This is a genomic window from Bradyrhizobium sp. GCM10028915 (assembly GCF_042666195.1).
Taxonomy (GTDB): domain Bacteria; phylum Pseudomonadota; class Alphaproteobacteria; order Rhizobiales; family Xanthobacteraceae; genus Bradyrhizobium; species Bradyrhizobium canariense_D.
Map to the genome: position 1 here is coordinate 93,741 of NZ_JBHTFN010000065.1, position 25,447 is coordinate 119,187.

Sequence of the window (25,447 nt, forward strand, 5' to 3'; positions counted from 1 at the left end):
TCCCCTAGCCAGCGATGCGGTCGTGCGAGTGCGGCGATAGCTGCGCGCGGAATGCAGAGGTCAACGCCGGCAACAGTCGAATGGCGTCGGTGACGATGCCGATATGGGCAAAGTCGAAGATCGGAGCGTTCTTGTCAGTGTTGATGGCAACGATGAGGTCGCCGCCCTCCACGCCGACGCGATGCTGGATAGCGCCGGAAATGCCGGCCGCGATATAGAGCTTTGGCCGGATGGTTTTCCCGGTCTGGCCGATTTGTCGGTCGGAGGTGGCCCAGCCCTTCTGGACCAGCGGCCGCGAGCAGCCATATTCGCCGCCAAGCACGTCCGCGAGCTGGTGTACAAGTTGGAAATTTTCAGGCGATCCCAGACCGAGCCCTCCTGCGACGACCACGTCGGCATAGGCAAGGTTGGACTTTGTAGACTCGCGGTCTGGCAGGAAGGACAGGACCTTTGTGACGATATCTTCTTCTACAAGCCCGAGCGGATGCGAGATGACGCGCGAGACGGCGCCTGTCACGCGCTCGGGCATCGGCATCACGCGCGGACGGACGGTTGCCATCTGTGGACGATAGTTGAGTGTGTAGATCGTGCACAACAGCGAGCCGCCAAACGTCGGCCGGGTCGCTGCAAGCGAGCCGTCGGCATCGACATCGAGCTCGGTGCAGTCCGCAGTTAGGCCGGTGAGCAGTGTGGTGGCCACTGAGCCGGCGAGGTCGCGGCCGAGTGTTGTTGCCCCTAGGAGTAGGATTTCCGGCTTATAAGTGTTGACCAGCTCTGATAGGGCCTTGGTATAGGACTGGTTGCGATAATCGGCCAAGAGATTGTCTGCGACGATATAGGCGAGGTCGGCGCCGTAGCAGAAGGATTCGGCGACCGCCTGCTGCGTTGTCTCCCCGACCGGGCCGATGACAACCGCGGCGAGGTCAACATTGAGCTTGTCGGCGAGCCGGCGGCCGGCCCCCATCAGCTCCCATGAGACGGGGTGCACAACCCCGCGTTCCTGCTCGATGAAAACCCAGACGTGCTTATACGGCTTAAATCGCGCGGGCAGCTCCCTCTTGGTCGCCGCGCGACCACCACCCGCGGCCGGAGCTGCACTTTTCGGTGCGGTGCTCATCATCTGTACTCCCATTCGCATTCAGTAGCGGCTCGCCAGGGCAGCATGCTCCGCCTCCAGGTTGGAATTTGCGCTTGAAGATTTCTTCAGTTAAGCGTCGGGCCGCAAGCCGGCCGGCATCCCGTCAGCACCGGCTGGCAGCAGCGCCGGACCGATACAGCCGTTGCTGGACCTTGACGACGAGCCCGGAAGCGTGCGCCTCGGGTTCGTTCCGGATGCGGCATTCTGGGAAGACGGTTTGGTTCCGGGCACTGCTAAGGCACCGACCGGGCCGGTCAGGCGTGCCGATCGATTGGTCCTCCTCATCTTAGAGATGCAACCGAGGTGCAACAGATCGAAGACCTGCGAGGGGCTCGGCTGGTACGATTGTCGGCCGCGTCGTTGCCGGTGGAAGCGCGATCCCATTGCTCCGAGTGCGCTTGTTTCTTGCCGATCATAGCGACAGGCCCGCAACTCCTGGCGAGGACAGGAGGGGCGGCGCTCAAGGCGCCCGGTCAACAGCGCCGCACGGCCGGCGCTGTTGAGCAACGGCTCCCCCCGCGAAACCTCGGCCAGGGATCGGCCAACGGGGGCGCACGAATCAAAGGCACCTTTCAGCTCAGCCAGGTATGCGACGATCGCTTTGGCGTCGCGACGCATTATGGTGCCGGCAGGCAGCGCGCGCGAACCTGCGCGGCGTCAAAAATAAAATCGATGCGGACCAAAACGAGCATGCGCTACTCCAGACTAGCTGAGCATATGTCAGCAATTGTCGTACCAATTGCGCAGGCGATGAAAATTGACCGTTATTTCACAATCTTACTGAAGAACGAGTCGGATTGGCGGCCTCTCACGAGGTCGAAACATTCGAGGCCGTACTGACCCGTGTCCGGAATGCGACAGAAGACACTCATCTGAACCTTGCTGAGCTTTCCTGGCGACGTGTGCGGTCCCGCTGCCGGCGCATGATTGCAGGAGATAGGTACAGCATGCGTACCAGCTTAAAAGGATGGAAATATCAGCGGTGAGTCGTGATTGGCCTCTAACGAGCCGAGGTGCTCAAGCTGCGGATCCGCGAGGCCGCGACTGTAACTTTCCGCTTGAATTCGAAACCATGGCTTGCTGTCAGGCTCTCGGGACCTTCACGGTCCAGAGCACGACATATGAGCTCAATTCAGTCCAACAAATCGAGCTGGACCAATGCTGGATGCTTGTTCGCTTGTGGTGCGGCCGCATCCTTCAGCACCTTGAATACGCGCTGTTCGATCGGGGAGGACGTGACGAAGTCGGCATAGGCGCGCTCAAGCGTGGCCTTGCAACGCGCGGCGATCTCAGGATCAGATGCACCGGTCAACTCCTCGCCTGCGAGATATTGGCCCATGCGACGCAGGATGTGAAGCCGCGCCACATCGACGATTTTCGCATCGTACTCGACGCCGAGGAGTGAAAAAAAATCCTCTGCGGCCGAGGCCTTGTTCAATCGCGCAAGGATCCCATCCGTCGTCATTCTCAACCTCCGTCTCGATCCGCGCCCAGAAACGACCAGGCTGGAATGTTTCAACCCGATCGCGCGACCCGCGTGGCTGATTCGCTGTTGACGAGCGAGCTCTCGTGAATGTCGCGCCAGATCGCCAACACCGTTTCCTGCGCAACCAGACCTTGGTGCTCGATGGCATGCTTGCGGACGGGCGCCGGGATGGTTCCGCTTTGCTCGGCGCCGAAAGAAAGCTGCACGACAGCAGCAAGGTGATCGCGGCAAACCCTGAATGCTTTCCGATCACAATCCGGGAGGAGCGGCGAGCAGCCCCGGGTCTAGCCCTTCGTAGCTGCGCCAGGTCCTTTAACAGCCCGTGGTCGTGGATGCCGGGTGCATTGCTAAAGACATGCTCGTCGACAATCGCCTTGTTGAGCGGGATGGTACGGGGCGCAGCGGCTGCAACGACGACCGCGGCTTTTTCCAGTTCGGATAGCAGTATGCCGGTATCACCGCAACAGAGCTGTCTGGCTGCGACGGCAACTTCCTTCAGCGGCGCATTGTCGGCTCCGCCAGATATCAACCCGCGATCATCAGACGCCGCCTCGGCCTTAGGTCGGGTGCGCGCAATCGTTTGCCCCGGCCTGTTTTCACCCCCCATGCGACAGGTGGCCGAAAGCTCGTAGAACACTCCCGCAATGGCGCCAAAGAGGGTATCAAAAATGAACTCAGCCTTTCAAGCTTGGGACGGCTTGGACGGTGTCATCAAGGCGGCGCAGATGATCCCGCCGACGTCCGGCCATCCGGCTCTCCCCGCTCTCTTCGCCGAAGCAAAGATCAAAATCATTGCATTCCGTGCAGACCGGCGTGGTACACATCACCAGGCCGTCATCTTCGCATAGCATGCGATAGAAGAAGCGCTTCCAGCGCATATTCTTCGTGTTGCGAGCCGCCAGCGGCCCGAAATGGCGCATGAGGACACGGGACAATTCATCCCGCTTCCGCAGGCCGAGATCTTCCCACAAGTGATTAGGCTCCATGGCGCGCCGCGCGATCATCGTCGCGAGCCAGCCGCCAACCTCGCCATGAGTGGAACGTTGCGCAAGCAGGAGGTCGCGTACCATGACTGTCTCGTCAAGAGCCGGTAAGGCGGACTGTTCGCGCCAGGTACAGCTCCTGACCGGGGCGGATGGGAAGTATTGCACCAAGAGCGCATTGAGCTCCTGGTTGGTCAAGCCAGCACGTCCGGGAAGTTGGCCGCGATCCATAGCTGATGTGGCCAGAATGCAAGCGAGCACATGGCGATCGAAATCATCATTGTCGCTGATGTCGACTTCTGCCGGATGGCGCCCGGTCAGAAGCTTGTAGAGCTCACTCGCATCGCGCTGCTCGGCGACGTGAGCTACCGATACGCGAGATGAGATCGTGCCGGCCGTTTTTCCTTGTGTGCCGATCATAACTTTCGCACAGCTTCTGAGTGGACGATGTCGGCCTTCCCGGATCGCGAAGGCCGACAACATGAACTATGCCGAAATAGCGGCAAGCTCGGCAGCGGTCTTGCCGACCTGGCTCTCGTCGACGGGCTTGATGATGCCGTGTTCCATGAGCATATCTTCGAGCTCGTCCATGCTGATTGGGGTGGGGATAGCGCCTTGTCCGGCATTATTGTGGATCTTGGTCGCGAGATTGCGATAGTGATCCGCCTGCTTGGAGTCCGGCGCGTATTCCAGCACCGTCATTCGGCGCAGCTCCGCGTGCTGCACGACATTGTCGCGCGGCACGAAATAGATCAGCCGGCTGCCGAGCTTCTTGGCAAGAGCATCGGCAAGCTCCAGCTCCTTGTCGGTCTGCCGCTCGTTGCAGATGAGGCCGCCGAGACGCACGCCGCCGGAATTCGCATACTTCAGAATACCCTTGGAGATATTGTTGGCGGCATACATCGCCATCATCTCGCCGGACATGACGATGTAGATTTCCTGTGCCTTATTCTCACGGATAGGCATCGCGAAGCCGCCGCAGACGACGTCGCCGAGCACGTCGTAAGAGACGTAGTCGATGTCCTCATAAGCGCCATTCTCTTCCAGAAAGTTGATGGACGTGATCACGCCGCGTCCAGCGCAGCCGACCCCCGGCTCCGGACCACCGGACTCGACGCATCGAATGTCCCTGTAGCCGAGCTTGATGACGTCCTCGATTTCGAGGTCCTCGACGCTGCCGGCATTCGCCGCCAGGCTCAGAATGGTGTCTTGCGCTTTGGCGTGCAGGATGAGGCGAGTCGAGTCCGCTTTGGGATCGCAGCCGACGATCAGAATCCTTTGGCCCAGCTCAGCAAGGGCCGCCAACGTATTTTGCGACGTCGTCGATTTGCCGATGCCACCCTTGCCATAAAACGCGATTTGTCTCAGCGAAGACATGTTGCTCTCCATCAACCGATTACCAATTTTTCGCGCCGAATGCGCGAGCCTGTTTCTCTCGTAGAAACCATGGGCACACGAGTTTCGGGAAGGAGGCCATCGCTCGCCATCAGCGTCGGCGTGCCCTCAGCCCTCGCTCGTTGTTGCTCCATCCAGTTAGCAACTGGCGTGCCATTTCATTCGCACCTGCGTTAAGCCTTTGATTACCCTCAACTAACAGCGTGGCCTCGGACGCCGGCGTGCTGTGGCGGACCGGACAGCCGCAAGGGCTATGACAGAAACCCGACAAAGCCTCTGCGCTCCGATTCCACTACGAGCGCCGGCCAAGGAGCACAAACGGGAAATCCCGCGCCTTCCGCCCGAGACGATTGAGGAGACGACATGTTGCAGATCGGGCTCGAGGACATCGCCACCATCAAAGGCGAATGTTCCACGATGGGCATGGCGGGCACTTGCCGCCAGATCGGGTGGCATATTGCTTGCTCAGTCAGTCGCGGAACGCTGTTCCGTGTAACCCGATGTTGTGAGGACAATATGCTTGGAATTGGAAGTAAGTTGCCGCCGTTCGACATCATAGGCGTGAAGCCCGGCTTTCACCTGCAGGAGGAGGACGGGCAAAGCGCTTTCGAGACGCTGACTGAGAGAAGTTTCCCCGGCAAATGGAAAGTCATCTTCTTTTACCCGAAGGATTTCACATTCGTCTGCCCGACCGAAATCGCCGAGTTTGCCCGCCTGACGAAGGATTTCGCCGATCGCGACGCAATCGTGCTTGGTGGGTCGACCGATAACGAGTTTTGCAAGCTCGCTTGGCGGCGTGACCATAAGGACCTGCACCGTCTATCCATCTGGCAGTTTGCCGACACCAAGGGCACACTGGTCGATGGCCTTGGAGTGCGCTCGCGTGATGGCATCGCACATCGCTATACCTTCATCGTCGATCCTGAGAACACGATCCAGCATGTCTATGCGACTAGCCTCAATGTCGGCCGCAGCCCCACCGACACGTTACGCGTTCTGGATGCGATACAGACTGATGAGCTCTGCCCTTGCAACCGCGAAATCGGCGGCGACACGCTTAAAATTGCCTGAGGCAACATATCGATCGTGCAGTTGGACGAGCGTTTGCGGCCGCGGGAGGTCACGCGCCATCGTTCTTGATGATTTCAGGTGAGACGATGCTGCCGCAAACACTGCTAGCGAGTGCGACCCGCAATTCAGTTCTCTTTACCGGTCATGAACTCTGACGCCGCCGCCGCGAATATCCGCGCGGCAGTCGCGGCGGCGATATCCACGGTCTCGATCACGACGATAAACAGCGTTCACGGCCGCTTTGCTGACCTCACATCATCCCGAACACAAGCGGATGCCGGCGCGGCTGCCCATGAACATACAAACGCTTGTACGCTTCTGCGCCTGCCGGACGCACATCTCCCGCCGGAGTTCCTTATACTTCGTCGTAGGCCGGGACCGCGGTTCTCTTTTGTCTGCGGCTTACCGGCATGCAACTTCAAGGGCGCGATCCAGCGCCCACGAGGTCAGAAACAGGGTACCAATCTCTCCCTCTTGGGGCATTCTAGGTTTCAGTCGCCGCGCCTTGAGAAGGGTGGACGCAGCGGCAGATGGCTTAGCGCGAACGACGTGTGCCTGCCGTCGGTCGACGCGCTCGCACACCGTATTTTCCGGGCCCGGCAAATCTATATTCAGCGCCTAAGCAGCACGTTGCGACGAGCGATTCGCTTGAGTCGCTGATTGAACACGACAATCGGTTGGGTTTAGGTCAAGTAACCGGATCGACGGAGAAGCCGGTCAGCTCGTTCGCCGCGCGACCTAACCGTCGGCGCCGAGCCTGAGACGACCAACTGGCCAGCAATCGCACGCCGCCTGACGGTTTCGATCATCACGCCGGTCGATTTCCGAAGCTGAATCCCATCTCAGCGCTGGTGACCCAAGCCAATCCCCAAGGTAGACGCTTTCTGCCTTAGGGAGCCTTCGGATCGCTTCATAAGCTTTGAAACCCTAGCTACAGGGGTGCGCGCCCTTGAGTGCGCCTTGAGCAGCTTGACCTCATCCTTACTATATTCTTTGCGCTTGGTGCTTTTCGCCACGTGACGTTCTCCGATTTCGCTTTGCGCATTTATCTGCAGCGCCTTGTTTTTGAAAAACGACGCAACTGCTTCCCATTACCATATCAATGACCATCGGCAACTATTCAAGCGGGCTTTTTATCTTCCAGATAAGAACATGAACTACACGCGAATTTGTTCTCTGTCCTTCTGTATCTTTATCCGCGTGACAAACCCGATTCCCGACGCACGTCAGGCGCTTCAACATGGAAGCAAGCTATCGAGACAGGGATGCTCGATTCGGTCCTTCAAAAAACAACTCGAAAGCGCTTCTTGCTTAAATACATCAACTTCACTCACCAAGAAGTTTCGTAGAGCAATATTCAGGCGCCAGTATTGATGGAGTAGCGCTGGATCGGCCAGGACAATCGTGGTGCTCCCGCGCATCATGAACCGCCCTTCACCGCGCGTGTACGGCGTTACCGCGCGAAGAATAAACGTCCTCTCATACGTTCTGGGCTTCTGCGGACCTAGGCCGAGTACTCACAAATGCGAATCCTGCGACGGCTGAGGTTTGCTTCGTCAGCATCGAGCACGGCTTGCTCTTCCTCATTTGACCGCCGCAGTATCCTTGATCGAAGAGGCCACGTAGAGATCGCCAGGCAATTCCATCCTCAGCGAACAAGATGCGAGACCATCGCCTGCCCCGTGCCATGGACCCGATGAACGAGCGAGCGGGCGAGCGATCTGATCGTGATATTTCGCCAGGCCTAGCACGACGGCATGGCAAACAACCCGCGGGCTTAGCGCCCTGTGAGCTGGCACCGGCAGGCGATTGCTTGATCATGACATGGCAGAGCGCTTGGCCAGCACAATGCCGCTGGCGCGCCGCGGATCAACCGTGATCTGTGCACATTGATCTCCGCAGTCGAGTAAATGCAGGTCGAATTGGCCAAACCGGCGGAACGGGGTGTGCGTCATGTCGGAGGCGTCGCAACAAATCCAGGCAAGATGTGGAAATTTCTGCCGGAGCGTCAGGCAGGGCTCAGAGCCTATGTCAATAGCGGCGAGCGTCTGCTCGATCATCGTCAATTCGCCTTGGCGCACCATCCACAAATCCTCATCGCCAGAATAAACGTTCAGGATCGGTATTCAGAACCGTTGTCGCCAAGCCAAGCCGTTGATGGGTCGAATGCCACTCCCAGACGCCCTTACGGTGATCTTTGCGGAACAGCTGCCATGCCGCCCCAGTCCTGTCGTGGCGCAGCAGGGCGACCTCGACGAGGCCGCCCTCCGCATTGATATTGCCTGAGCAACACGGGCTCTCGACCAGATAGCCGCCAGGAACCGCAGTCACCTCTGGCGAGACATATCGGTAGCGCTCGCGCTTCGTGAGTGCGCGCACGATTCGCCATCGATCGAGCTCGTTGGGATGCGCAGGCAAGCCGGAATGATGTCTTCTGATGATTGCCGCGTTCATTCCGCAACCTCCTAGAATGCAGAGATTTCTGCCTCGATGCAGCCAACCACCAGCTGCTTGCCGAAGTCGACCATATAAATGAATAGGTTCGCTTCCGTATGGCGACCGATCTGGACGATCTCACCAACGTGCCCGACGCTGACCAGACACTCTTCCGGCGACGCGTCCGGAAAGGAACCGTCGTTGAGCAGATCTATCGCCGCCTTGACACGTTGGCCTGAGTGGTATCTTGGCAGTCTTGGTTCGATCATCGGGATGCCGCTCCTGGCAAGGAAGGCCCCTCGCCTTCGTGGCTTCGCCTGACTAGATCGAGCTCCTTGCCTTTCATGCCGACGCGATAGCCGGAGCCGAGGAATTCGACCCCATAGATATAAAATTGTTGTAGGAACGTGCCGATCGAGACGACATAGCCAAGCTCACCTTTCTTGACCAGAACCTCACCGATCTCCTTGCCCACGTAGGTGCCGTCGTTGCGGATGGTGCGGTTGGCCCGCACCTTGTCGCCATAATCAAAAAAGGGGGTGTCCGTCAGCTCGACGATCTCACTATCGCGGGCGATGTTGCTCATGCTGTCGTCCCCGTTCCACAGTTCGATACAACGTCTCGCCAACGCCCTGCCTCACGGACCCCCTTATCATTATCCCCGATCAACCGCGTCGATCCCCGCACGGCGGCGCGACTTGCGATCACGGATTGCATGAACCTTTCGAGACTCCGCTGCAGCAGCATCGACGCACGCAACTTGAAATCAAGATGCTCGAGATAATTATCCGTGAGCCCATGGTTGATGTTGAACAAGCGCTCGATGCGGCACGCGGGTCCGTCATCGACGGAGGCATGGTTGAGCCGGCCGCGAGCCGCGTGTTTCAGCGCCATGCGCACAGCCGGCGGAGTCGGCCTGATTACCCCGCAAGTGAGGGCATTGTGGACGTCACCATTCACGGTCCCGTCCTGGGCACAAGCATCCCATAAAAACACCTCGGCGCCGATCTTGTGCGAGGCGAGCCCCACCAGTCTCTGGACAGCTGCATCGGTTCTCGAGTTGCGCGAGACGCAAGCAGCCGCAAGAGCGTTGAACGAGAACAGGACGGCGCACGCCAGGGCCATAGCGGCCAAACTCGGGCTTGCTGGCGCCGAGAGCGCCACTCGGCAGGAAAAAGCTTCTCCGCATCACGTGATCGGGTGCGAACGCGTTGGCTTGGCGCAGGTAGATTTTCGGCACGTCGATAGGATCACCCTGCCGCCCCTGAGATGATGCTAGGCCAGCTCGACACCGCACGACCAACGCAGGAGTCGGTGAGGACGCCCTCGTTTCTCTCGAATGGCGGACTGAAGAACGACTTGAGCATGAATGTCGCCGGTTCAACGATGGCTGCAGGGGACTGGATCGGTGTCGCGGAAGACGCCTCCAGCGAATTCGAACCGCGACGCTCAGGAGAGCGGGCTCCGGGCGGACAGGACGCTGTCCCGCCGACGCCCGCGTATGACTTGGTAGCTGGCGAATAGCTTGGCGACCAGGGCGAGCCTTCCATCCGGTTCGAGAAGGCAACGGCCGCGGCCGCCGGCCGTCAATGCGGAGCATCAACCGCCCGAGTTTCTGAACCCCTAGTGTCGTCATGACATCCATCGTGGCCCTTAAGCAGGCTCCTGGTGACGCGGCAGCGCCGCGTCGAGCACGCATGTATTGTCAACGGGGCAAACCGCCACGCATTGTGGCTCGTCAAAGTAGCCGGCGCACTCGGTGCATTTCTCAGGATCAATCAGGAAAACGCCGGCTCGCTCGGAAATAGCGAGGTTCGGGCATTGCGTTTCGCACGCCGAACAGCCCGTGCATTGCGACGCGATGATCTTGAACGGCATTATTTGAACCCATCCTCAGGCGACGGAAGTCAGCGCGTTGGAGCAGGCCGCCGCATCGACCCTTTCAACGTGATTGATCTTCCCCTCATTGACTTTATCGAGATAGAGTTTGAACCAGGCGGTGAGCGAGCCATCGATGAACTCGTAGGCGTACCGACCGACCGGTTCTATGCCGGCCTTGATCAATTCGGCCTTCGGGCAGCCGCCGATCTTTGACACGAATATGGCGTGGCAATCCTTGATGGCGCCGATGGCGATCTCGAGCTTGCTGTCCTCGCCATGACCACCTTGGCAATAGGAATGGATTGCTCGATGGCCAACGTATTTCGCGCCTGAAGTCGAGAGCTCGTAGACCTGGAACTCCTTGGCATGACCGAAGTGCTGGTTGATCAAGCCCGAGCCCTTGGTTGCAACCGCCACCAGCACCTTGATTTTGCTGGACGCGCTGGCGAGCCGCGCAAGCGCCTCCTGCTTGGCCACAAGGTTCGCGGTGCGCGCCTTCTCAACCTTAGCCTGATACTCCTTCCGGGCCTGCTCGTCGTATTTGATGTCCATCGCCATGATTTTTTCCATGGTGAACTCCGCGCCGCGGTCCTCCCCGAGCAGTCCGACGGCGTCGGCCCGGCACTGGCGACAGTGACGCATCATGTTCATCTCGCTTTCGCAGCTATCCTGCAATGCTGTCACTTCCTGTGCAGTCGGGCCGCGTTGCCCCCTGAGGCCGAAGACGGTCCCATGCTCCGGCGACGATATCAGCGGCATCACGTTATGCAGGAAGGCGCCGCGCGACTTCACGGCTTTGTTAACCTCGACCAGATGCTGATCGTTAATCCCGGGGATCATCACCGAGTTGACCTTGCACAGGACGCCGCGCGCGGTGAGCATCTCCAGCCCTTGGAGCTGTCGATTGCTGAGTATTCTTGCAGCTTCAATGCCGGTGCAGCGCTTGTGGCCGTAAAAGATCCACGGATGGATCTTTGCACCAATTTCGGGATCGATCATGTTGATCGTGATCGTCACGTGGTCGACATTGAGTCTCGCGATTGTGTCGACATGATCGGGTAGCGCAAGGCCGTTCGTCGAGAGGCACAGCTTGAGATCTGGCGCGAGTCTATTGACGAGCTCGAATGTCCTGAATGTCTTGTCCGGGTTCGCGAGCGGATCGCCAGGACCGGCAACGCCGACCACGCTCATCTGAGGGATCGCGGAAGCGACCGCCAGCACCTTCTTGGCGGCCTGCATCGGCGTCAACTTTTCACTGACAATGCCAGGACGCGATTCGTTGGCGCAATCGTACTTACGATTGCAGTAATTGCATTGGATATTGCAGGCGGGTGCGACGGCGACATGCATGCGGGCATAATGGTGGTGCGCCTCCTCGCTGTAACACGGATGGTTCTTCACCTTTTCCCAGATCTCAATTGGCAGATTGGCGATGCCAGCCTGAGATCCGCAGTTTGCCTTACCGCTGCCACCGATCGTACCGCAGCCCTTGTGCGTCGCCATGACTTGCAAGGTCTCGCTGATCTCGCCGCCGCAGGATACCTGGTGTTGCGCTGAAGTACTCATCGTTCCAATTTTCTTCGCAAGCCGAACCCTTTCGGCAAGCATCCCCAGAGTGTTTCTGGAAAGCCAAGAGCAAGTGGCGTGCCATTCCTGCAGAATGAATTTAACAGTTCGCTTTCAAGCACTTAGCTAAGCGCTGGTCGATTGTTAGCTTTACCAATTCATGTTGGAAAGCTGACAGCGATTGCGATCACAACAGCGCTGACACCATTGTTTTGAGGCCCGGCAGGCTGCTCAGCTATGGCTTCGGCAAGCGGCAAGCGGGTGGCGTCGTTTGAAAGTTGATCTTCCGTCAGAATGTGACGCCTAGGCAAAGCACAATCCGCAAAAGACGTTCCGGGCGCTTTGAAGGACAGGTTGATAAGGCGAGCCTAGAAGCAGAGAAAGCAGTCCTGTGACTGACCTATGCCATGGAAGATCACGCGGACCCCCGGCGTGATGTTCCGGAAGGGCATTGTCAACCAGGTGAAGAGAAACGCCCGCTTGCCAGGGTCAGCGATCATCACGAAGGTTGATACTTCTGAGCCTGCGATCTGGGCCGGCGCGCGACTCAAGCATTCAAAGCTGAACCTTATCGAGTCCAGCCATTGGCCCGACGCTGTTAAGACGCGCGGAATGCAACGAGCGGCCTGGCGGTCGCCGAAAAGGGGGAGGTCGCGAAGGCCTCCCCATTAACGCCATTGCGCTGGCCGGATGCCTCGATGCTGCGCCCCGGCCAAGATACTGCCTTTGGCCCGCGCGGCAGCACGATCTTGGTTCCGAACAAGGCTGCATGGGCTGTCGCGTTGACCGGTACGCGCGCACCGCGCCCGCCAAGACTTCCCTGGACATCCCAGTTTGACGACGTCCGTAGACACGGAGCGTTCATTTTTCGGTTGCTTCGCCGCCGCGCTTCTTGGCGTTTATGGTGATTGGTAGGGTGGTGTCGCTCGCCATCTCCGGTAGGTCGAGCACCCAGCCGTTTGCGATTTTAATCCAACCACCCCACAGCGTCTCGTGCTCCCAATCGACGATCGGTTCCTCAAGATCTTTCTTGGGTACATAAATCGAAAGGCCTGTCTCGGGCGAACGACGAATCATAACCTTCATAGGGGCTCTGCAGGTTGCGAACTCTCGCCCGCACGCTCCTGACACGCGCGCCACAAGGCTCTCTGTTTGGAAATAATGTGCGCCAGGACTTGCAGCACACGACCGATCTCATCCGGCGCCGTCTCTCGCGAGAGCGAGAAGCGCACCGCACCGCGCAAAAAGGTCGGTGGTACTCTCATCGCGCGCAGGACATGAGACGGCTCCATCGAGCCGCACGCGCAGGCTGAACCGAGTGAGGTGGCAATTCCGTCACGATTCAGGTGGTGGACGATAGCCTCCGCTTCGAGACGCTCGAAGGCCATGTTAGAGGTATTTGGCAGGCGGTTTTTGATATCACCAAGCACGATGCAACCGCCGAGCGCGAGAATGCCACGCTCCAGCCGGTCGCGAAGCGCGCAAATCTGGATCTGATCTTGTATGACGTGTGCCGCCGCGAGTTCCGCCGCCTTGCCGAGCCCAACAATGCCTGGGACGTTTTCGGTGCCAGCGCGGCGACGCCGCTCCTGCGCGCCGCCGAAGATCAGCGGCCGGAACTTAATGTCATTGCGCACGTACAGCGCGCCAATGCCCTTCGGACCATGCAGCTTGTGGCCGGAGAGCGACAGCATATCGATATCCGTCGTCTTCAGGTCAATTGGAATGCGCCCGACGGCCTGGACTGCATCGGTGTGAAAGAGCGCGCCGACTGAGCGCGCCATCTTGGCGAGGGACTTCACCGGAAAGATCGTACCGGTCTCATTATTGGCCCACATGATCGAGGCGATTGACGTACGCTCCGACAAGGCGTTGCCATAACTCTCGATGTCCAATCGACCGCTTGCATCGACCGGAATGACGTGGATCTTGATTCCTCGTCGGCCCAGCTCCTGGGCAACAGACAGCACGGCCGAATGCTCAACGGCCGTTGTGACGATCTCGTCGCGTCCTTCCTGCACGGCGAGCGCGGACAGGATCGCAGTGTTGTCAGATTCCGTCGCGCCGGAGGTGAAAACGATCTCGTGATCGAATGCCGCGCCAATGAGAGCCTGCACATTTCGGCGCGCCTGCGTCAATGCGGGCGCAACCTCAATGCCAAATGCATGCCCGGAGGACGCATTGCCGAATTGCCCAGAGAAGAACGGCAGCATCGCGGCAACCACCAAGGGATGTGCAGGGGTCGTGGCGTTATTGTCGAGGTAAATCGGCCGCACGGAGAGTTCGCTCTGCACTTAATGCCTCACTTTCGCAGCTCCGGCGAGCGGGATCAGGCGGACAAACTCGCCGAGCCGCTCGATCAGGCGCGCCTGAATGGTCGCGAGCGTCGTGCCCGCAAGCTTGCATACCATGCAAGCGCCAGCGAGCCTGACCATGATCTTATTGCCGTCTATTGCGACGAGCTCACAATCTCCCCCATCACCCTGAGGCTTGGCCGACTCTCATCGAGCACGGCGCGGACAATCCGCTCGCGATCGGCAGGCTCGATAGTCGAACACTGCTTCGTCCGTTCAGCCTTCAGGCCCATGTTCGATGCTCCTTCCATTGCCAATGGCCCCAAGGCGACTCAGCTGAATGATTTGCCGCAGGAACAGCTCGATTTGGCATTTGGGTTATCGAAGCGGAACCCTGATCCTTCGAGGGACACCACGAAATCGATTGTGGTGCCGTTGAGATGCTCCCGGCTTGCGTTGTCGACGAACACTTTTATCCCGCCTTGCTCGAACACTGTCTCATCGGAGCTCGGCTCATGAGCAAGACCCATTTTATATGTGAATCCCTGGCAGCCACCGCCTTCGATCATGATCCGCAAACCGCTAGTCGGCTGCGCAGTCGAGGAGATTGCGGCCTTCAGTGCCTTGATGGCGCTATCTGTCAGGTGGATCATCTCTGGCTCGCTCTCGCTTCTGTCGCAAGGCACAAATCGCAAATCCCATGCCAGTCGAAATGCAGCTGGGATCAGCTTGTTCTGCGGGACCCAGCATTCGATTTGCGACTTGTCGGATTCGCGACAGGCGGGTTTCCAGCATCGCGACGTGATCCAGCCGAGACCTCGTGATGCTGCCAGCACGTAACCATGCACATCGCGCCAAAACGCCGCTTACGCTCTACGTCGCGGCAGACACAGGGGGACGGCAAACAACTTGCATGAAGGTCGCGGACACGTCGCATTGGGCGACGCGTGCACACCACACTTGATGAGGAGCCTTCCATGACCTCGATCGACAACACCGCTCTTGGCCCGCTGGACAAGGAGGGGCGGTTGCTGAATGCGGTGCTTAAGAGCGAAACAACGAAGTCGGGGCGATTTGGATTTCGAGGCGACATCGCGCTGAAGTTCCAAGCCCAGCTTGCCGACGAAAAGCGACCGCCGGACTATTCCATCGAACAAGTTCTTGCAATCGCGCAGGAAGGTGAACCGACCATCCCAGTGCTTGCCGGATATCTGCATTCCTTCGCGTATCTACCCGAGGCCGCGAAGGTGCTGGATGGCGGGCTGAGCCCCAACGGCAGCTATTTCATGTTCTGCAACAACATTGATCTGCTCGCGAAGTACCGCACCAAGATAGGTGACATCACCTTCCGCATTCTGCCTTGCGACGAATCCACTGTGTGGAAAGAAATGATGGACCTCGCCGGCGTCGATAAGAATGACATCAAGAAGCTCGGTACGGCCGGTAGGCTCGATTACTTGCTCGACGCGGCCAAGGACATCGGCGGATCATACAAGGAGATCTCATACGAGGACGGGCTGACTAAAATGGAACCGGTAAAGAACAGAAGCGAAAACCGCCCCGTCTGAGAAAGCGCCTCAAGACCCTCTCTCGCCAGCTCGACGAGTCTGCCGCAAAGAGAGTCACTGCAGCCGCATCCCGTGGGACTGGCTTTGACAAACCCTCGTGATGCACTTCTCGGTCTACGTTTTGGGGATCACGCGGCCGCTCTGCTAGAGCGTTAGCCCACCTGACTGAATCGTTGGGGATTCACAAATCAGCGTTTTGGTGATTCAAGCTACCCGCCGGGACGGGACGCCGGCGGGCATGGCGAAGCCGCTGTCGATGGACCTTCGCGAACGAGTGCTTGGCACCCTTGCGGGCGGCGTCTCCGGCCGGCATGCTGCCGAGCGGTTTGGAGTAAGCGCGGCGAGCGTCAGCCGGTGGCGGATACGCCAGCGGGAGCAAGGGGATGCCCAGCCAACGGCTCAGGGCGGCGATCGCAAGTCCCATCGGATCGATGCCCATCAGACGAGGATTATGGCCTTGCTCAAGGCAACCCCTGACATCACCATCGAGGAATTGCGTGACAGCCTGAGCAAGGAAGGTCTTTCCTTTGGCTATGGGACGATCCGGCGCTTCTTCGAGCGCCACAACATCACGCGCAAAAAACGACCGCCCATGCCACAGAGCAGGATCGCCCGGATGTCTTGACGCGGCGGGAATCCTGGCGTGCGAGCCAAGGCAAGCTCGATCGGGAGCGGCTCGTCTTCATTGATGAGACCTGGGCGTCGACCAACATGGCGCGAACACATGGCCGCTGCCAGCGCGGCGAACGTCTGCGAGCTGCCGTTCCGCACGGCCACTGGAAAACAACAACCTGCGTGGCCGCTTTAACGACGCGCGGTATCATCGCGCCCTGGGTGCTCGATGGCCTATCAACCGTGATGCCTTCGAGACTTACGTGTAGAAAAGGTGCTCATCCCCGAACTTCCGCAAGACGCGATTGTCATCATGGACAACCTCTCCAGCCATAAAGGGCCGCGCATACGCCAGGACCGAAGCCGCCGGCGCAACGCTCCTCTATCTTCCGCCCTACAGCCCCGACCTCAATCCGATCGAGAACGCATTCGCCAAGCTCAAAGCAAATTTGCGAAAGGCCGCCGAACGTACGGTCAATGGTCTCTGGGAAGCTATTGGTCGCATCGTCGACACCTACAGGCCCGCAGAATCCACAAACTACTTCGTGGCCGCAGGGTACTTGCAACCTGATCGGCTAACGCTCTAGCGGTCATTTCAGAGGGCTGATCCACGGTGGTGGATCGTCTTTGGCGTTGCGCTCCAGGCCTTTGCCGGCCTGGCGGCGCTCAGATGTCGCGCGAGGAGCGATCACTATGCTGATGTTCAAGGAACGACCGCCCGGCGATCCGGACGCTCCGCGGCTGGCCGATCTCCGTGCCGCAGAAAGCCGGCGCCATCCGCGAATTCGGGAACATTCCTCCAAGAGGCAATACGCAGTTCCATCCTGATTGCCGCGCCGCAGCGATTACACGATTGACGCGAGCCCCTGATACCAGACGCAATTTCTCCGCAGGGGATGGCGGCCGACGCGGCCTCGCACCATTGAGCCACGTCCCGGGATGTCGCCAAATTTCATTGCGAATGATACCGGCCGCAAACCGCTTCGCAAGCGGTGCATACCCAATGCCGTTACGAACAGGCTCTTTTGTGCGTCTTCTACTGTAGCGATGCCATGCAGTGCGGCGACAGCATCAAGGCGAATACTGCTGTGTGGCGCGTATTCCTCCAATGCAGCCGCAAGCGAGCCGACGGCGCGGCTCACGGATGCACATTCGCATGACAATGTTTTGGTGGGACGAAGAACGCGATGCGCGCCCGTGACGCTGACGCAAGGCATGTCAGGTTACATACCGGGGACCCTATTGGGCGTATGATGTTTTCAACAATTTTTCATGTGCTTAGTGCGCGGAGAGCCTGGCACGATGATTGCTAACTCAATGCAGCGACAAGGTCGCGCAACAACTAACTTTGGAGACAATCATGGTGCTGTGCATGGCGTCCCCGGCTCCTTCGCTCAAAGTCGAGAACTGGCTGCGTGGCGAGCCCCTCACGAACTTCCGGCCAGGGAAAGTGTACATCGTCGAATTTTGGGCAAGTTGGTGCGGCCCATGTGTGGGGGCGATGCCCCATCTCATAGAGCTGCAAGCAAAATACAAAGACGAAGGTCTTGAGATCGTCGGAGTCGCAGCTACGGAACAAGCACCAACGGCGGATGAGGCTCGCACCAAGTTGGACGTATGGTTGACTGAAAAGTTCTCAAATCTGAACTATCGAATCGGGTTCGACAGTACAGGCGAAATGAACAAGCTTTGGATGGATGCCAGCTCTTCTCTTGGGGTTCCGACATCGTTCGTCGTCGACCGTGACGGCCACATTGCCTTTATCGGTCATCCGATCCAACTCGACGACGTCTTGCCGAAAATTATCAATGGCACTTGGCGCGGCAGCTATCAAGCTAAAGCCGCTGATGCGAAACGAATTGCAAAAAACGAACGCATAGCTCGCGAACTCTCAATCCTTCGGACAGTTCGACCGGCGATGGAAGCAAAGGATTGGCAGACAGCGCTCTCAGCGGTCGAAGAAGGCATTGCCGCGATGCCGGACAATCTCCACTTGCGGGAGATCCATGCGGATCTGTTGCTTCACAAAATGCACGACACGGCGACCGGGTTCCAGGTCTTACGCCAACTGGTTCGAGATGCGATTGATAAACAGTCAGAGGCTGTGCGTTGGCTGATTGCCGTGATGACGCAAATCTTTGATCCGGAGAACGATAGGGCCCACCTTCCGCGTGCGGAACGCTTTGCGCTCGGCGGGGATGTGTCGGAACATATCCTCAATTCTGTGCACGCCAGCGACGGCCTCACCGTTTCTTCTTATAGGATGGTCGCTCAGTACTATTACGAGAGTGGTGACGAGCAACGCGCGATCGAGCTGATCGAGCGGGCAATGACATTGCTAGACGATCCGAAAGCAATGCCGAACGAAATGAGGGAAGGTGCGAAAAAGTATCATATGCCGCAGTTGTTGCAAAGCTTGGCCAACTACAGGGGTGAGAAGGTTTGCAGCGGGTCTTGTTCGATTTCGCAGGAAGCGTCTCCTGGACCCAAAGTACAGCCGCAGGAGGAGACATGAAGAGAGATGTTAATCGAAGATGCACGATCGAGCGTAAGTAAGCGCATTCGAAGCGCTCGCGACCAGCAGAACGTCTAGGATCATTTAGGCGATTGCGAACGCAAGTCACAAGGAACGCCTAGCCCACAACAAGCGATGCGACGCTCTGCGGCCCGTCTTTGCTGGGTGTGTCGCGTTACTGCTTGTATTCAAGGGATGCCGCTGGCCGTTTTACATGCTCGATGTTGTAGCTCGAGACTTCAATCGGTTATTCACATCGCGCATTACTCACGCAGTTATGTTCGCCTTGCAGTACTAACGGTCCCCTTCTTCAATGCAAGCAGGCGTGGTGTTCGATCTGCCCGTCTTCTGGTTGCGCAACTGCACATGCTGATCCAGTGCACTATTGGGCTACGATAGACCGAAACAGAACTTCTTGTTCCTGAAATGGAGGTGGGGTTCAGATAGTACTGAAGGCGACTTGAGAATGTCCGTTCTCGAATGCTTCAAACCATTGATCCGTGGCTCTTTAGCATCAATTTTTTGCGACAACGATACCGCATAAGTCGCCGTCATGTTCACGATCACCAAACGCACCACTAAAACCACCGCGGCCTTCGGGGCCCGGAGAGGCGTGCGCGTGTAGTCGTCGACTAGAACGCAATCCACTCTACCGAAGCCCCGCCCTCGTTGGTCCGGGGCTTTTTTGTTGTCTGAATTCTCAAATCAATGGAGGACAAAGTGAGTAACGATCCCGTCGTCGCGATTGTCGGCGTCACCGGTGCGGTGGGCGCGGAATTCATCGCCACCATGGACAAGCGCGGCTTTCGCGTCGGTAAGCTCAAGGCGCTGGCCAGCGCCCGCTCGGCCGGCAAGACGGTGTCGTTCCGTGGGCAAGACGTCGTCATCGAGGAACTGACCGAATGCGCCTTCGAAGGCGTCGACATCGCCCTGTTCTCCGCCGGCGGCAGCATCTCCAAGAAGTACGCGCCGATCGCCGTCAAGGCCGGTGCCGTCGTCGTCGACAACTCCTCCGCCTTCCGCATGGATCCGAACGTGCCGCTGGTGATCCCCGAGATCAACGCGAACCGCATCCGCGACCACAAGGGCATCATCGCCAACCCGAACTGCGCCGCCATCACGGCGCTGGTGCCACTGTGGCCGATCCATCAGAGCAACCGCATCAAGCGCGTGATCATCTCGACCTACCAGGCGGCCTCCGGCGCCGGCGCTGCCGCGATGGACGAGCTGGTCGAGTCCACCCGCGCCAACCTCAACGGGCAGGTTTATACGCCGAAGGTGATGCCGCATCCCTACGCCTTCAACCTCTTCAACCACAACACCGCGATTGCCCCTGACACCGGCTACAACGACGAAGAGGCCAAGGTCATCAACGAAACCCGCAAGATCTTCGAGGACGACAAGATCGCGATCGGCGTCACCTGCGTGCGCGTGCCGGTGCTGCGGGCTCATTGCGAGGCCATCACCTTCGAATGCGAGAAGCCGATCAGCGAGGATCAGGTCCGTGCCATCATGGCGCGAGCGCCCGGCGTCAAGGTCGTCGACGACCGTGCCAAGAACTACTTCCCGATGCCGACCGACGCCTCGGGCCAGGACGACGTCCTGGTCGGCCGCATCCGCAAGGACCTCAGCGACCCCTCCGGGCATTCGATCTCGATGTTCGTGGCGGCGGACCAGCTGCTCAAGGGCGCTGCGCTCAACGCGGTGCAGATTGGAGAGCTGTTGCCGGCCCCGTAATCAGGCGCACGCCGAGCCGACAGGTCTACGCTTAGATGGACGCAAACGCCTCGGGCAGCGTCGTGAACCTCAATCCTTAGAGCGGGCCGCAAACGATACGACGCGCACAGCGGCAACAGTCATCCGTGAGGCAATGGTGAAGAGAAACGGAACTCCACCATGCGTTGGTTTAAGCGCGCAGGATCTCGAATCGGTCGTGCGGGAGTTGAGGACGTCGGTCAGTTTGCCCCCTGGTCGATATCGCACGTCATTGAGAAATTGCGTTAGCTCGCTGACGCCTCCCCGTTCTGCCAGCCAATCTTGCTCAGAAATTCAAAGCCAAGCACATCGAAGCCGGCGCGCTCCTTGTTGTCCTCGCCATACCCGTGTCCGCCGCCGCCGGCTCGTAGAAATAAACTTCATAGCCCATGACCTGGAGCTTTGCCGCTATCTTGCGCGCGTGCCCGGGACGGACGCGATCGTCGCGCAGCGTGGTGGCGATCAGGATTGGCGGATAGGGCTGGCCGCGCTTTGCGTTGTGATAGGCGGAATAAGTCTTCAGCCACTCCCACTGCGCAGGCTTATCGGGATCGCCATATTCCGCGATCCAGCTCGCGCCAGCGAGCAGCTTGCTGTAGCGGCGCATGTCGATAAGCGGGATGGTGCAGAACAGCGCGCCGACGCGTTCCGGGTATCGTCTCAGCATGTTGGTGATGAGGATGCCGCCGTTCGATCCGCCTTGCACCCCGATGCGCTTCGGCTTGGTTACGCCGCGGCGAACAAGATCGGCGGCCACGGCGGCAAAATCATCGTGTGACAGTTTTTTGCCGGCGAGCCGGCCAGCATCGTGCCAACGCGTGCCGAATTCGCCGCCGCCGCGCAAATTGGCCTGCACCGTTGTGCCGCCGCGCTCCAGCCACAGCTTGCCGAGCGACGAATTGTAGCAAGGGCTTCACCGAGAGCCCGAAGCCGCCATAGGCGGTCATGTAGACCGGCGCATCACCTGTCTCCCCAGTGGGACCGGTCTGCACATAAGGAATGCGCGCGCCATCGATCGAGATCGCTCCGTGCTGAGTGACCAGGAGCCCCTCGGACGTGAATGTCTTCGGCGCCGGCCTCAGCACCGTCGGGCTCGCGATGCCTCGCTCGAGCAGCATCAGGGACGGGGGCGTCAGCGGATCCTGGGCACTGGCGAGCGGGTCGCCATTGCTCTCGGACTCATGGGAATCGAAGCGCCTGACCTCGATGACGCCGATCCCGGGAAGTTCGCTCAGCGTCTCGCGACTCTAGGCCGCCGCTGACGGCGTGCAGATCTCGAACCTTGGCCGCAACTCGTCGAGAAGGGAGAGAAGGAGCTTGCCGTCGGGCCCAGAAGAAACCCTGCGAAGCGCGGCGCGGGTCTGGTGCGAGCACCACCGCAAATTGCGGTCGCCGGCGAGGAAGGCCGATAGCGAGATGTCAAGCACGGTGTCCGGCGCGTGCGTCACGCCGCCGATCGTCCAGGCCGAGCGCAGCTTGATCACGAACCAGTCGCGGCGAATCTGCAGCCAGATGTCGGAGGGAAGATCGAGCTTGACGGTTGCCCCATCTTCGGTGCCGAGCCAGACGTCGAAGTTGAAGAAGTCCAGCCGGTCGATGAACCAGACCCGTGGGGTCTCAGCGGTGACGTCGACGTGGCAATAGGCGCTCATGCGATGGGGCGTCGTTTCGAACACCACGCGTGCGCATTCGATCGGCTCGCCGCGTCGCCACGGCCGCACCGTCCGCGCATAGCCCGAACTTGTCACCATGCCCTCGCCAAAGGCGCTGGACAACAGCACGGTATCGGCTTGACCCAGGCTGCGCCGCCCTTGGCTTCCCCCACTACCAACCCGTTGGGCATAAAGCTTTTGGTGTTGCGGTCGAACTCGCGCAAGCTCACGGTGTCGCTGCCGCCGCGCGCCAGGCCCAGGATCACCTGCGCCGCGCCCGGCCGCGAGCTCGACCAGTTCAGGAGCCAGTCTGCGTCCTCCCGGCGGGCGAGCTCGTCGATGTCGAGCAGGGTTTCCCGGGCAGGCTCGCCTTTGCGAAACTCGTCCATCGTGGTCCGCCGCCACAGCCCGCGCGGATTGCCGGCATCCTTCCAGAGATTGGAGAGCAGGCCGCCGCACCGGCTGACATAGGGGATGTAGTCCGGCCGGTCGTAGATCGCCGCGAGCGTGTCACGATCGGGTTCGAAAGCAGGTCCACCGAATTTGTCCAGCGTCAGCCGGTTCTGCTGTTCGACGAATCCGAGCGCACGCTCGCCTTCGATCTGTTCCAACCATAGATAGGATCATCATCTGGAATCGAGGCCGTTGGCCTTTCAATCCGCGACTTCAACGATACACCTTTCTTGACCACGATTCACTCCAAGTTTGGCGCTGACGCGCACTTTCGATAGGGTTCAAGGCTTCGCATTACGAACGTTGCATCACGACTTCTACGTCTACAACCCGACGCCGCGCGAGCTTCGAGGCTCTCGACTGAATGTTGCGCCGCAGTCGCGGCGATTGGTGTTAAGACTTGCGCAACTGGAATGCAGCGGGCGAGCTGCCAGAGGTTCGAAAGGTGCTAACCAAAACGCCCGCCTTCAATAGGGGTTCGAGCTCTCGCCACGGAAGGCCTTTCCATCGCGCGGCTTGCCGGGCAACAAAAACTTCATCAGATCCAATTCGCCGTCGCTCACAAACGCCTAATCTCTCACTCCAGCAGTCTCCGCGGGAAGTGACATGCTCTTCGCGAGCAAACCGACTCCGGCGACGCTAGGGCCCAGATGGAGAATGATGTGGGCTTCTCGCAGCGCCGGACCACCTCGCCCCTAAACGGAACTTTTGGTCTGGGGCCGCCGCTTGTTCTGAGCGGCCCGAGACATAGGTGACACTTTATACTGAGCACAGGAGTTTCACTGTCCGCTTTCGCGGCTCCGCCGCCCGAACTCATTTGAAAAGCTAATTGGGGGCCCCCGGCTTCGAGGCCGGTGGGGCGGTCGTCGACTCGGCTGCTGCCGGTGGAGAGCGGCCGATCATGACAGTGAGCAAGCCCTGGCTCCACAGGCGCTTGGCGGCCGCTTTGGCGTCGTCCAGGGTCACCGCATCGACGACGGCGTTGCGCTTCTCGATGTAGTCGATCGGCAGCTTGTCCTGCTGATATTGCAGCAAAGCCTGCGCAAGCTTCGAGGAGGTGTCGAGCGCCAGCATCTGCGAGCCCTTGAGGTAGGACTTGGCCTCGTCGAGCTCCTTCTGCGTCGGGCCCTCATCGGTGATGCGGCGCACCTCCTTCTCGATCGCATCCATGGTGTCGCCGGCACGGTCGGCGCGGGTGCCGGTGTTGCCGACGAAGATCGCCGAATGCTCCATCCAGAGCAGCGATTCGAACACCGAATAAGCCAGCCCGCGCTTCTCGCGGACCTCACGATGCAGCCGCGAGGACAGGCCGCCGCCGAGGATGTGGTTGACGACATAGGCCGCCATGAAGTTCGGATCGCTGCGCTTCACCCCGGGACCGCCGAAGGTGATCACGGTCTGGGGCACGTCGAGCGTCACGAAGGCGCGTTGCGGTGGCTTGGCGGCCTCGACGTCGGGGACCGGCACGAGATTGGCCTTGGCGGGCAGGCCACCAAACGTGTGGTCGAGCAGCTTGCCGAGGGTTGTCGGATCGACATCACCAACCACTGCGATCTTGAGCGTGTCCTTGGCGAGCACGCGGCCGACATAATCCTTCATGTCGGCAACCGTGATGGTCGGAACGCTGTCGAGGTTGCCGTTGGACTGCCGACCGTAGGGATGATCGCCGAAAGCAACCTCCAGGAATTTGCGGCTCGCGAGCGAGGTCGGGTTGGTGGTCTCGCGGCGCAGGCCTGAGATCACCTGCGAGCGAATGCGTTCGACATCGGCCGTTTCGAAATGCGGCGAGGTCAGCGCGCTCCGCAGCAGGTCGAAGGCCTCGTCCTTGTTGTCGCGCAGCATGCGCAGGCTGCCGCGGAAGGTGTCGCGGGTGGCGCTGAAGGAGAGCTCGATGGCGCGGCGGTCGAGCCGCTCATGGAAGGTCTTGGAATCGAGATCGCCGGAGCCTTCGTCGAGGAGATCGCCGACCAGATTGGCGACGCCCGACTTGTCCTTGGGATCCTGTGCCGAGCCGCCGGCAAAGGAATATTCCATGGCGATCAGCGGCACGGTCGCATCCTGCACGAACCAGGCCTCGATGCCGCCCGGCGAAGTCAAATGCTGGATCTTTGCGGCCGCCTGTGATGGCGAGACGGTAGCGAGCGCGAGTGCCGCGCCGGTGACGACGGAGAATGCAACACGTCGAAGGAAGGGATAGGTCACGAACGCTTCTCCTCGCGCTTGGCGGCGCCGGTATCCTTGATCAGATAGCCCGTCACCGAGCGCTTCTTCTCGAGCCATTTCTGCGCCACGGTCCGGACCTCCTCGGCGGTGACGGCGCGGATGCGGTCGGGCCAGCTCCGGATGTCCTCGATCGACAGGCCCGTGGTCAGTGCGCCGCCATACCAGCGCGCCAGCACCGCCTGGTTGTCCTGGGCGTAGATCGCCTCCGCGATGAGCTGGGTCTTGACCCGCTCGAGATCCTCGGCGCGGATCGGATTCTGCGCGATGTCGGCAATGACGCCATCAATCACCTGCTCGACTTCGGCGAAGCTGACGCCGGATTTGGGCGAAGCCGAGATCGCGAACTGGGTCGGGTCGAGCGAGATGCTCGAATAGCTGGCGCTGGCGGAGACCGCGAGCGGCTTGTCCACCACGAGCGC

Annotated in this window: 20 protein-coding genes and 3 pseudogenes; 5 read left to right on the forward strand and 18 right to left on the reverse strand. The window is 59.6% G+C overall.

Translation table 11 applies throughout. The annotated features are described in order from the left end of the window. Positions 1–4: 4 nt before the first annotated feature. The 4 genes from ACFQX9_RS30270 to nifH form a co-directional block, all read right to left on the reverse strand. Positions 5–1,120 (reverse strand): electron transfer flavoprotein subunit alpha/FixB family protein, encoded by a 1,116-nt coding sequence (locus ACFQX9_RS30270; RefSeq protein ID WP_374762368.1) that lies wholly within the window; start codon positions 1,118–1,120, stop codon positions 5–7. Positions 1,121–2,270: 1,150 nt separating this feature from the next. Beyond that, entirely contained in the window at positions 2,271–2,603 is a 333-nt protein-coding gene (gene nifW / locus ACFQX9_RS30275) for a nitrogenase stabilizing/protective protein NifW (RefSeq protein WP_377791593.1), read from the reverse strand. A 695-nt stretch (positions 2,604–3,298) separates the two neighbouring features. Beyond that, positions 3,299–4,027, reverse strand: coding sequence for a nitrogen fixation protein NifQ (locus ACFQX9_RS30280; RefSeq protein WP_377791594.1), 729 nt, complete (start codon positions 4,025–4,027; stop codon positions 3,299–3,301). 66 nt (positions 4,028–4,093) lie between these two features. After that, the gene (gene nifH, locus ACFQX9_RS30285; protein ID WP_007600043.1) at positions 4,094–4,984 is read right to left on the reverse strand and encodes a nitrogenase iron protein; all 891 of its coding nucleotides are present in this window, start codon (positions 4,982–4,984) and stop codon (positions 4,094–4,096) included. Positions 4,985–5,518: 534 nt separating this feature from the next. Between nifH and ACFQX9_RS30290 the strand changes: the two genes are divergently transcribed. Next, entirely contained in the window at positions 5,519–6,073 is a 555-nt protein-coding gene (locus ACFQX9_RS30290) for a peroxiredoxin (RefSeq protein WP_377791595.1), read from the forward strand. A 1,817-nt stretch (positions 6,074–7,890) separates the two neighbouring features. Here the strand turns inward: ACFQX9_RS30290 and ACFQX9_RS30295 are convergent. From ACFQX9_RS30295 to ACFQX9_RS30345, 11 genes and pseudogenes are all read right to left on the reverse strand, one after another. Next, positions 7,891–8,157 carry a hypothetical protein gene (locus ACFQX9_RS30295; RefSeq protein ID WP_377791384.1) on the reverse strand — a complete coding sequence of 89 codons (267 nt, stop codon included), beginning with the start codon at positions 8,155–8,157 and terminating at the stop codon, positions 7,891–7,893. 10 nt (positions 8,158–8,167) lie between these two features. Then, a complete protein-coding gene (locus tag ACFQX9_RS30300; protein ID WP_085383481.1) occupies positions 8,168–8,527 on the reverse strand; it encodes a hypothetical protein in 360 nt (119 codons plus the stop codon). 11 nt (positions 8,528–8,538) lie between these two features. Next, positions 8,539–8,778, reverse strand: a complete 240-nt coding sequence (locus ACFQX9_RS30305; protein WP_377791385.1) for a nitrogen fixation protein NifZ — start codon at positions 8,776–8,778, stop codon at positions 8,539–8,541. Continuing rightward, entirely contained in the window at positions 8,775–9,095 is a 321-nt protein-coding gene (locus tag ACFQX9_RS30310) for a nitrogen fixation protein NifZ (RefSeq protein WP_377791386.1), read from the reverse strand. The genes ACFQX9_RS30305 and ACFQX9_RS30310 overlap by 4 nt, the downstream gene beginning before the upstream one ends. After that, positions 9,092–9,403: a hypothetical protein gene (locus tag ACFQX9_RS30315; RefSeq protein ID WP_377791387.1), complete on the reverse strand. Its 312-nt coding sequence runs from the start codon at positions 9,401–9,403 to the stop codon at positions 9,092–9,094. The genes ACFQX9_RS30310 and ACFQX9_RS30315 overlap by 4 nt, the downstream gene beginning before the upstream one ends. Positions 9,404–10,162: 759 nt before the next feature. Continuing rightward, positions 10,163–10,387 carry a 4Fe-4S binding protein gene (locus ACFQX9_RS30320; RefSeq protein WP_007600032.1) on the reverse strand — a complete coding sequence of 75 codons (225 nt, stop codon included), beginning with the start codon at positions 10,385–10,387 and terminating at the stop codon, positions 10,163–10,165. A 15-nt stretch (positions 10,388–10,402) separates the two neighbouring features. After that, on the reverse strand, positions 10,403–11,956 hold the full coding sequence (nifB, locus tag ACFQX9_RS30325) for a nitrogenase cofactor biosynthesis protein NifB (RefSeq protein ID WP_377791388.1): 1,554 nt from the start codon (positions 11,954–11,956) through the stop codon (positions 10,403–10,405). Between the two features lie 861 nt (positions 11,957–12,817). Beyond that, the gene (gene nifT, locus ACFQX9_RS30330; protein ID WP_377791389.1) at positions 12,818–13,042 is read right to left on the reverse strand and encodes a putative nitrogen fixation protein NifT; all 225 of its coding nucleotides are present in this window, start codon (positions 13,040–13,042) and stop codon (positions 12,818–12,820) included. Next, positions 13,039–14,232, reverse strand: a complete 1,194-nt coding sequence (gene nifS / locus ACFQX9_RS30335; RefSeq protein ID WP_377791596.1) for a cysteine desulfurase NifS — start codon at positions 14,230–14,232, stop codon at positions 13,039–13,041. Before nifS ends, nifT begins: the two co-directional genes overlap by 4 nt. A gap of 18 nt (positions 14,233–14,250) precedes the next feature. Continuing rightward, positions 14,251–14,543: pseudogene (locus tag ACFQX9_RS30340) on the reverse strand (NifU family protein). 39 nt (positions 14,544–14,582) lie between these two features. Next, positions 14,583–14,903: an iron-sulfur cluster assembly accessory protein gene (locus tag ACFQX9_RS30345; protein ID WP_377791390.1), complete on the reverse strand. Its 321-nt coding sequence runs from the start codon at positions 14,901–14,903 to the stop codon at positions 14,583–14,585. Between the two features lie 324 nt (positions 14,904–15,227). Here ACFQX9_RS30345 and ACFQX9_RS30350 point away from each other — a divergent pair, with 324 nt between their 5' ends. From ACFQX9_RS30350 to ACFQX9_RS30365, 4 genes and pseudogenes are all read left to right on the forward strand, one after another. Further along, complete coding sequence (locus ACFQX9_RS30350) at positions 15,228–15,818, forward strand: hypothetical protein (RefSeq protein WP_377791392.1); 591 nt, start codon at positions 15,228–15,230, stop codon at positions 15,816–15,818. Positions 15,819–16,056: 238 nt separating this feature from the next. Next, positions 16,057–17,017, forward strand: a pseudogene (locus tag ACFQX9_RS30355) (IS630 family transposase). A gap of 773 nt (positions 17,018–17,790) precedes the next feature. After that, positions 17,791–18,945, forward strand: a complete 1,155-nt coding sequence (locus tag ACFQX9_RS30360) for a redoxin family protein (RefSeq protein ID WP_377791393.1) — start codon at positions 17,791–17,793, stop codon at positions 18,943–18,945. 708 nt (positions 18,946–19,653) lie between these two features. Next, on the forward strand, positions 19,654–20,682 hold the full coding sequence (locus tag ACFQX9_RS30365) for an aspartate-semialdehyde dehydrogenase (RefSeq protein WP_377791394.1): 1,029 nt from the start codon (positions 19,654–19,656) through the stop codon (positions 20,680–20,682). 263 nt (positions 20,683–20,945) lie between these two features. Here ACFQX9_RS30365 and ACFQX9_RS30370 read toward each other — a convergent pair. From ACFQX9_RS30370 to ACFQX9_RS30380, 3 genes and pseudogenes are all read right to left on the reverse strand, one after another. Beyond that, positions 20,946–23,043, reverse strand: a pseudogene (locus tag ACFQX9_RS30370) (prolyl oligopeptidase family protein). 587 nt (positions 23,044–23,630) lie between these two features. Further along, positions 23,631–25,007 carry a M16 family metallopeptidase gene (locus ACFQX9_RS30375; RefSeq protein ID WP_377791395.1) on the reverse strand — a complete coding sequence of 459 codons (1,377 nt, stop codon included), beginning with the start codon at positions 25,005–25,007 and terminating at the stop codon, positions 23,631–23,633. Further along, the coding region (locus ACFQX9_RS30380; protein ID WP_377791396.1) for a M16 family metallopeptidase at positions 25,004–25,447 on the reverse strand (444 nt) is incomplete at its 5' end. The genes ACFQX9_RS30375 and ACFQX9_RS30380, both read right to left, overlap by 4 nt.

Coding starts and splice junctions, on each gene's coding strand:
- ACFQX9_RS30295 (WP_377791384.1), bottom strand. CDS start 8,157: ATGGTGCGCCAAGGCGAATTGACGATGATCGAGCAGACGCTCGCCGCT.
- ACFQX9_RS30360 (WP_377791393.1), top strand. CDS start 17,791: ATGGTGCTGTGCATGGCGTCCCCGGCTCCTTCGCTCAAAGTCGAGAAC.
- nifT (WP_377791389.1), bottom strand. CDS start 13,042: ATGAAGGTTATGATTCGTCGTTCGCCCGAGACAGGCCTTTCGATTTAT.
- ACFQX9_RS30300 (WP_085383481.1), bottom strand. CDS start 8,527: ATGAACGCGGCAATCATCAGAAGACATCATTCCGGCTTGCCTGCGCAT.
- ACFQX9_RS30305 (WP_377791385.1), bottom strand. CDS start 8,778: ATGATCGAACCAAGACTGCCAAGATACCACTCAGGCCAACGTGTCAAG.
- nifH (WP_007600043.1), bottom strand. CDS start 4,984: ATGTCTTCGCTGAGACAAATCGCGTTTTATGGCAAGGGTGGCATCGGC.
- nifW (WP_377791593.1), bottom strand. CDS start 2,603: ATGACGACGGATGGGATCCTTGCGCGATTGAACAAGGCCTCGGCCGCA.
- ACFQX9_RS30270 (WP_374762368.1), bottom strand. CDS start 1,120: ATGATGAGCACCGCACCGAAAAGTGCAGCTCCGGCCGCGGGTGGTGGT.
- ACFQX9_RS30280 (WP_377791594.1), bottom strand. CDS start 4,027: ATGATCGGCACACAAGGAAAAACGGCCGGCACGATCTCATCTCGCGTA.
- ACFQX9_RS30315 (WP_377791387.1), bottom strand. CDS start 9,403: ATGGCGCTGAAACACGCGGCTCGCGGCCGGCTCAACCATGCCTCCGTC.
- ACFQX9_RS30290 (WP_377791595.1), top strand. CDS start 5,519: ATGCTTGGAATTGGAAGTAAGTTGCCGCCGTTCGACATCATAGGCGTG.
- ACFQX9_RS30350 (WP_377791392.1), top strand. CDS start 15,228: ATGACCTCGATCGACAACACCGCTCTTGGCCCGCTGGACAAGGAGGGG.
- ACFQX9_RS30365 (WP_377791394.1), top strand. CDS start 19,654: ATGGAGGACAAAGTGAGTAACGATCCCGTCGTCGCGATTGTCGGCGTC.
- nifB (WP_377791388.1), bottom strand. CDS start 11,956: ATGAGTACTTCAGCGCAACACCAGGTATCCTGCGGCGGCGAGATCAGC.
- ACFQX9_RS30310 (WP_377791386.1), bottom strand. CDS start 9,095: ATGAGCAACATCGCCCGCGATAGTGAGATCGTCGAGCTGACGGACACC.
- ACFQX9_RS30320 (WP_007600032.1), bottom strand. CDS start 10,387: ATGCCGTTCAAGATCATCGCGTCGCAATGCACGGGCTGTTCGGCGTGC.
- ACFQX9_RS30345 (WP_377791390.1), bottom strand. CDS start 14,903: ATGATCCACCTGACAGATAGCGCCATCAAGGCACTGAAGGCCGCAATC.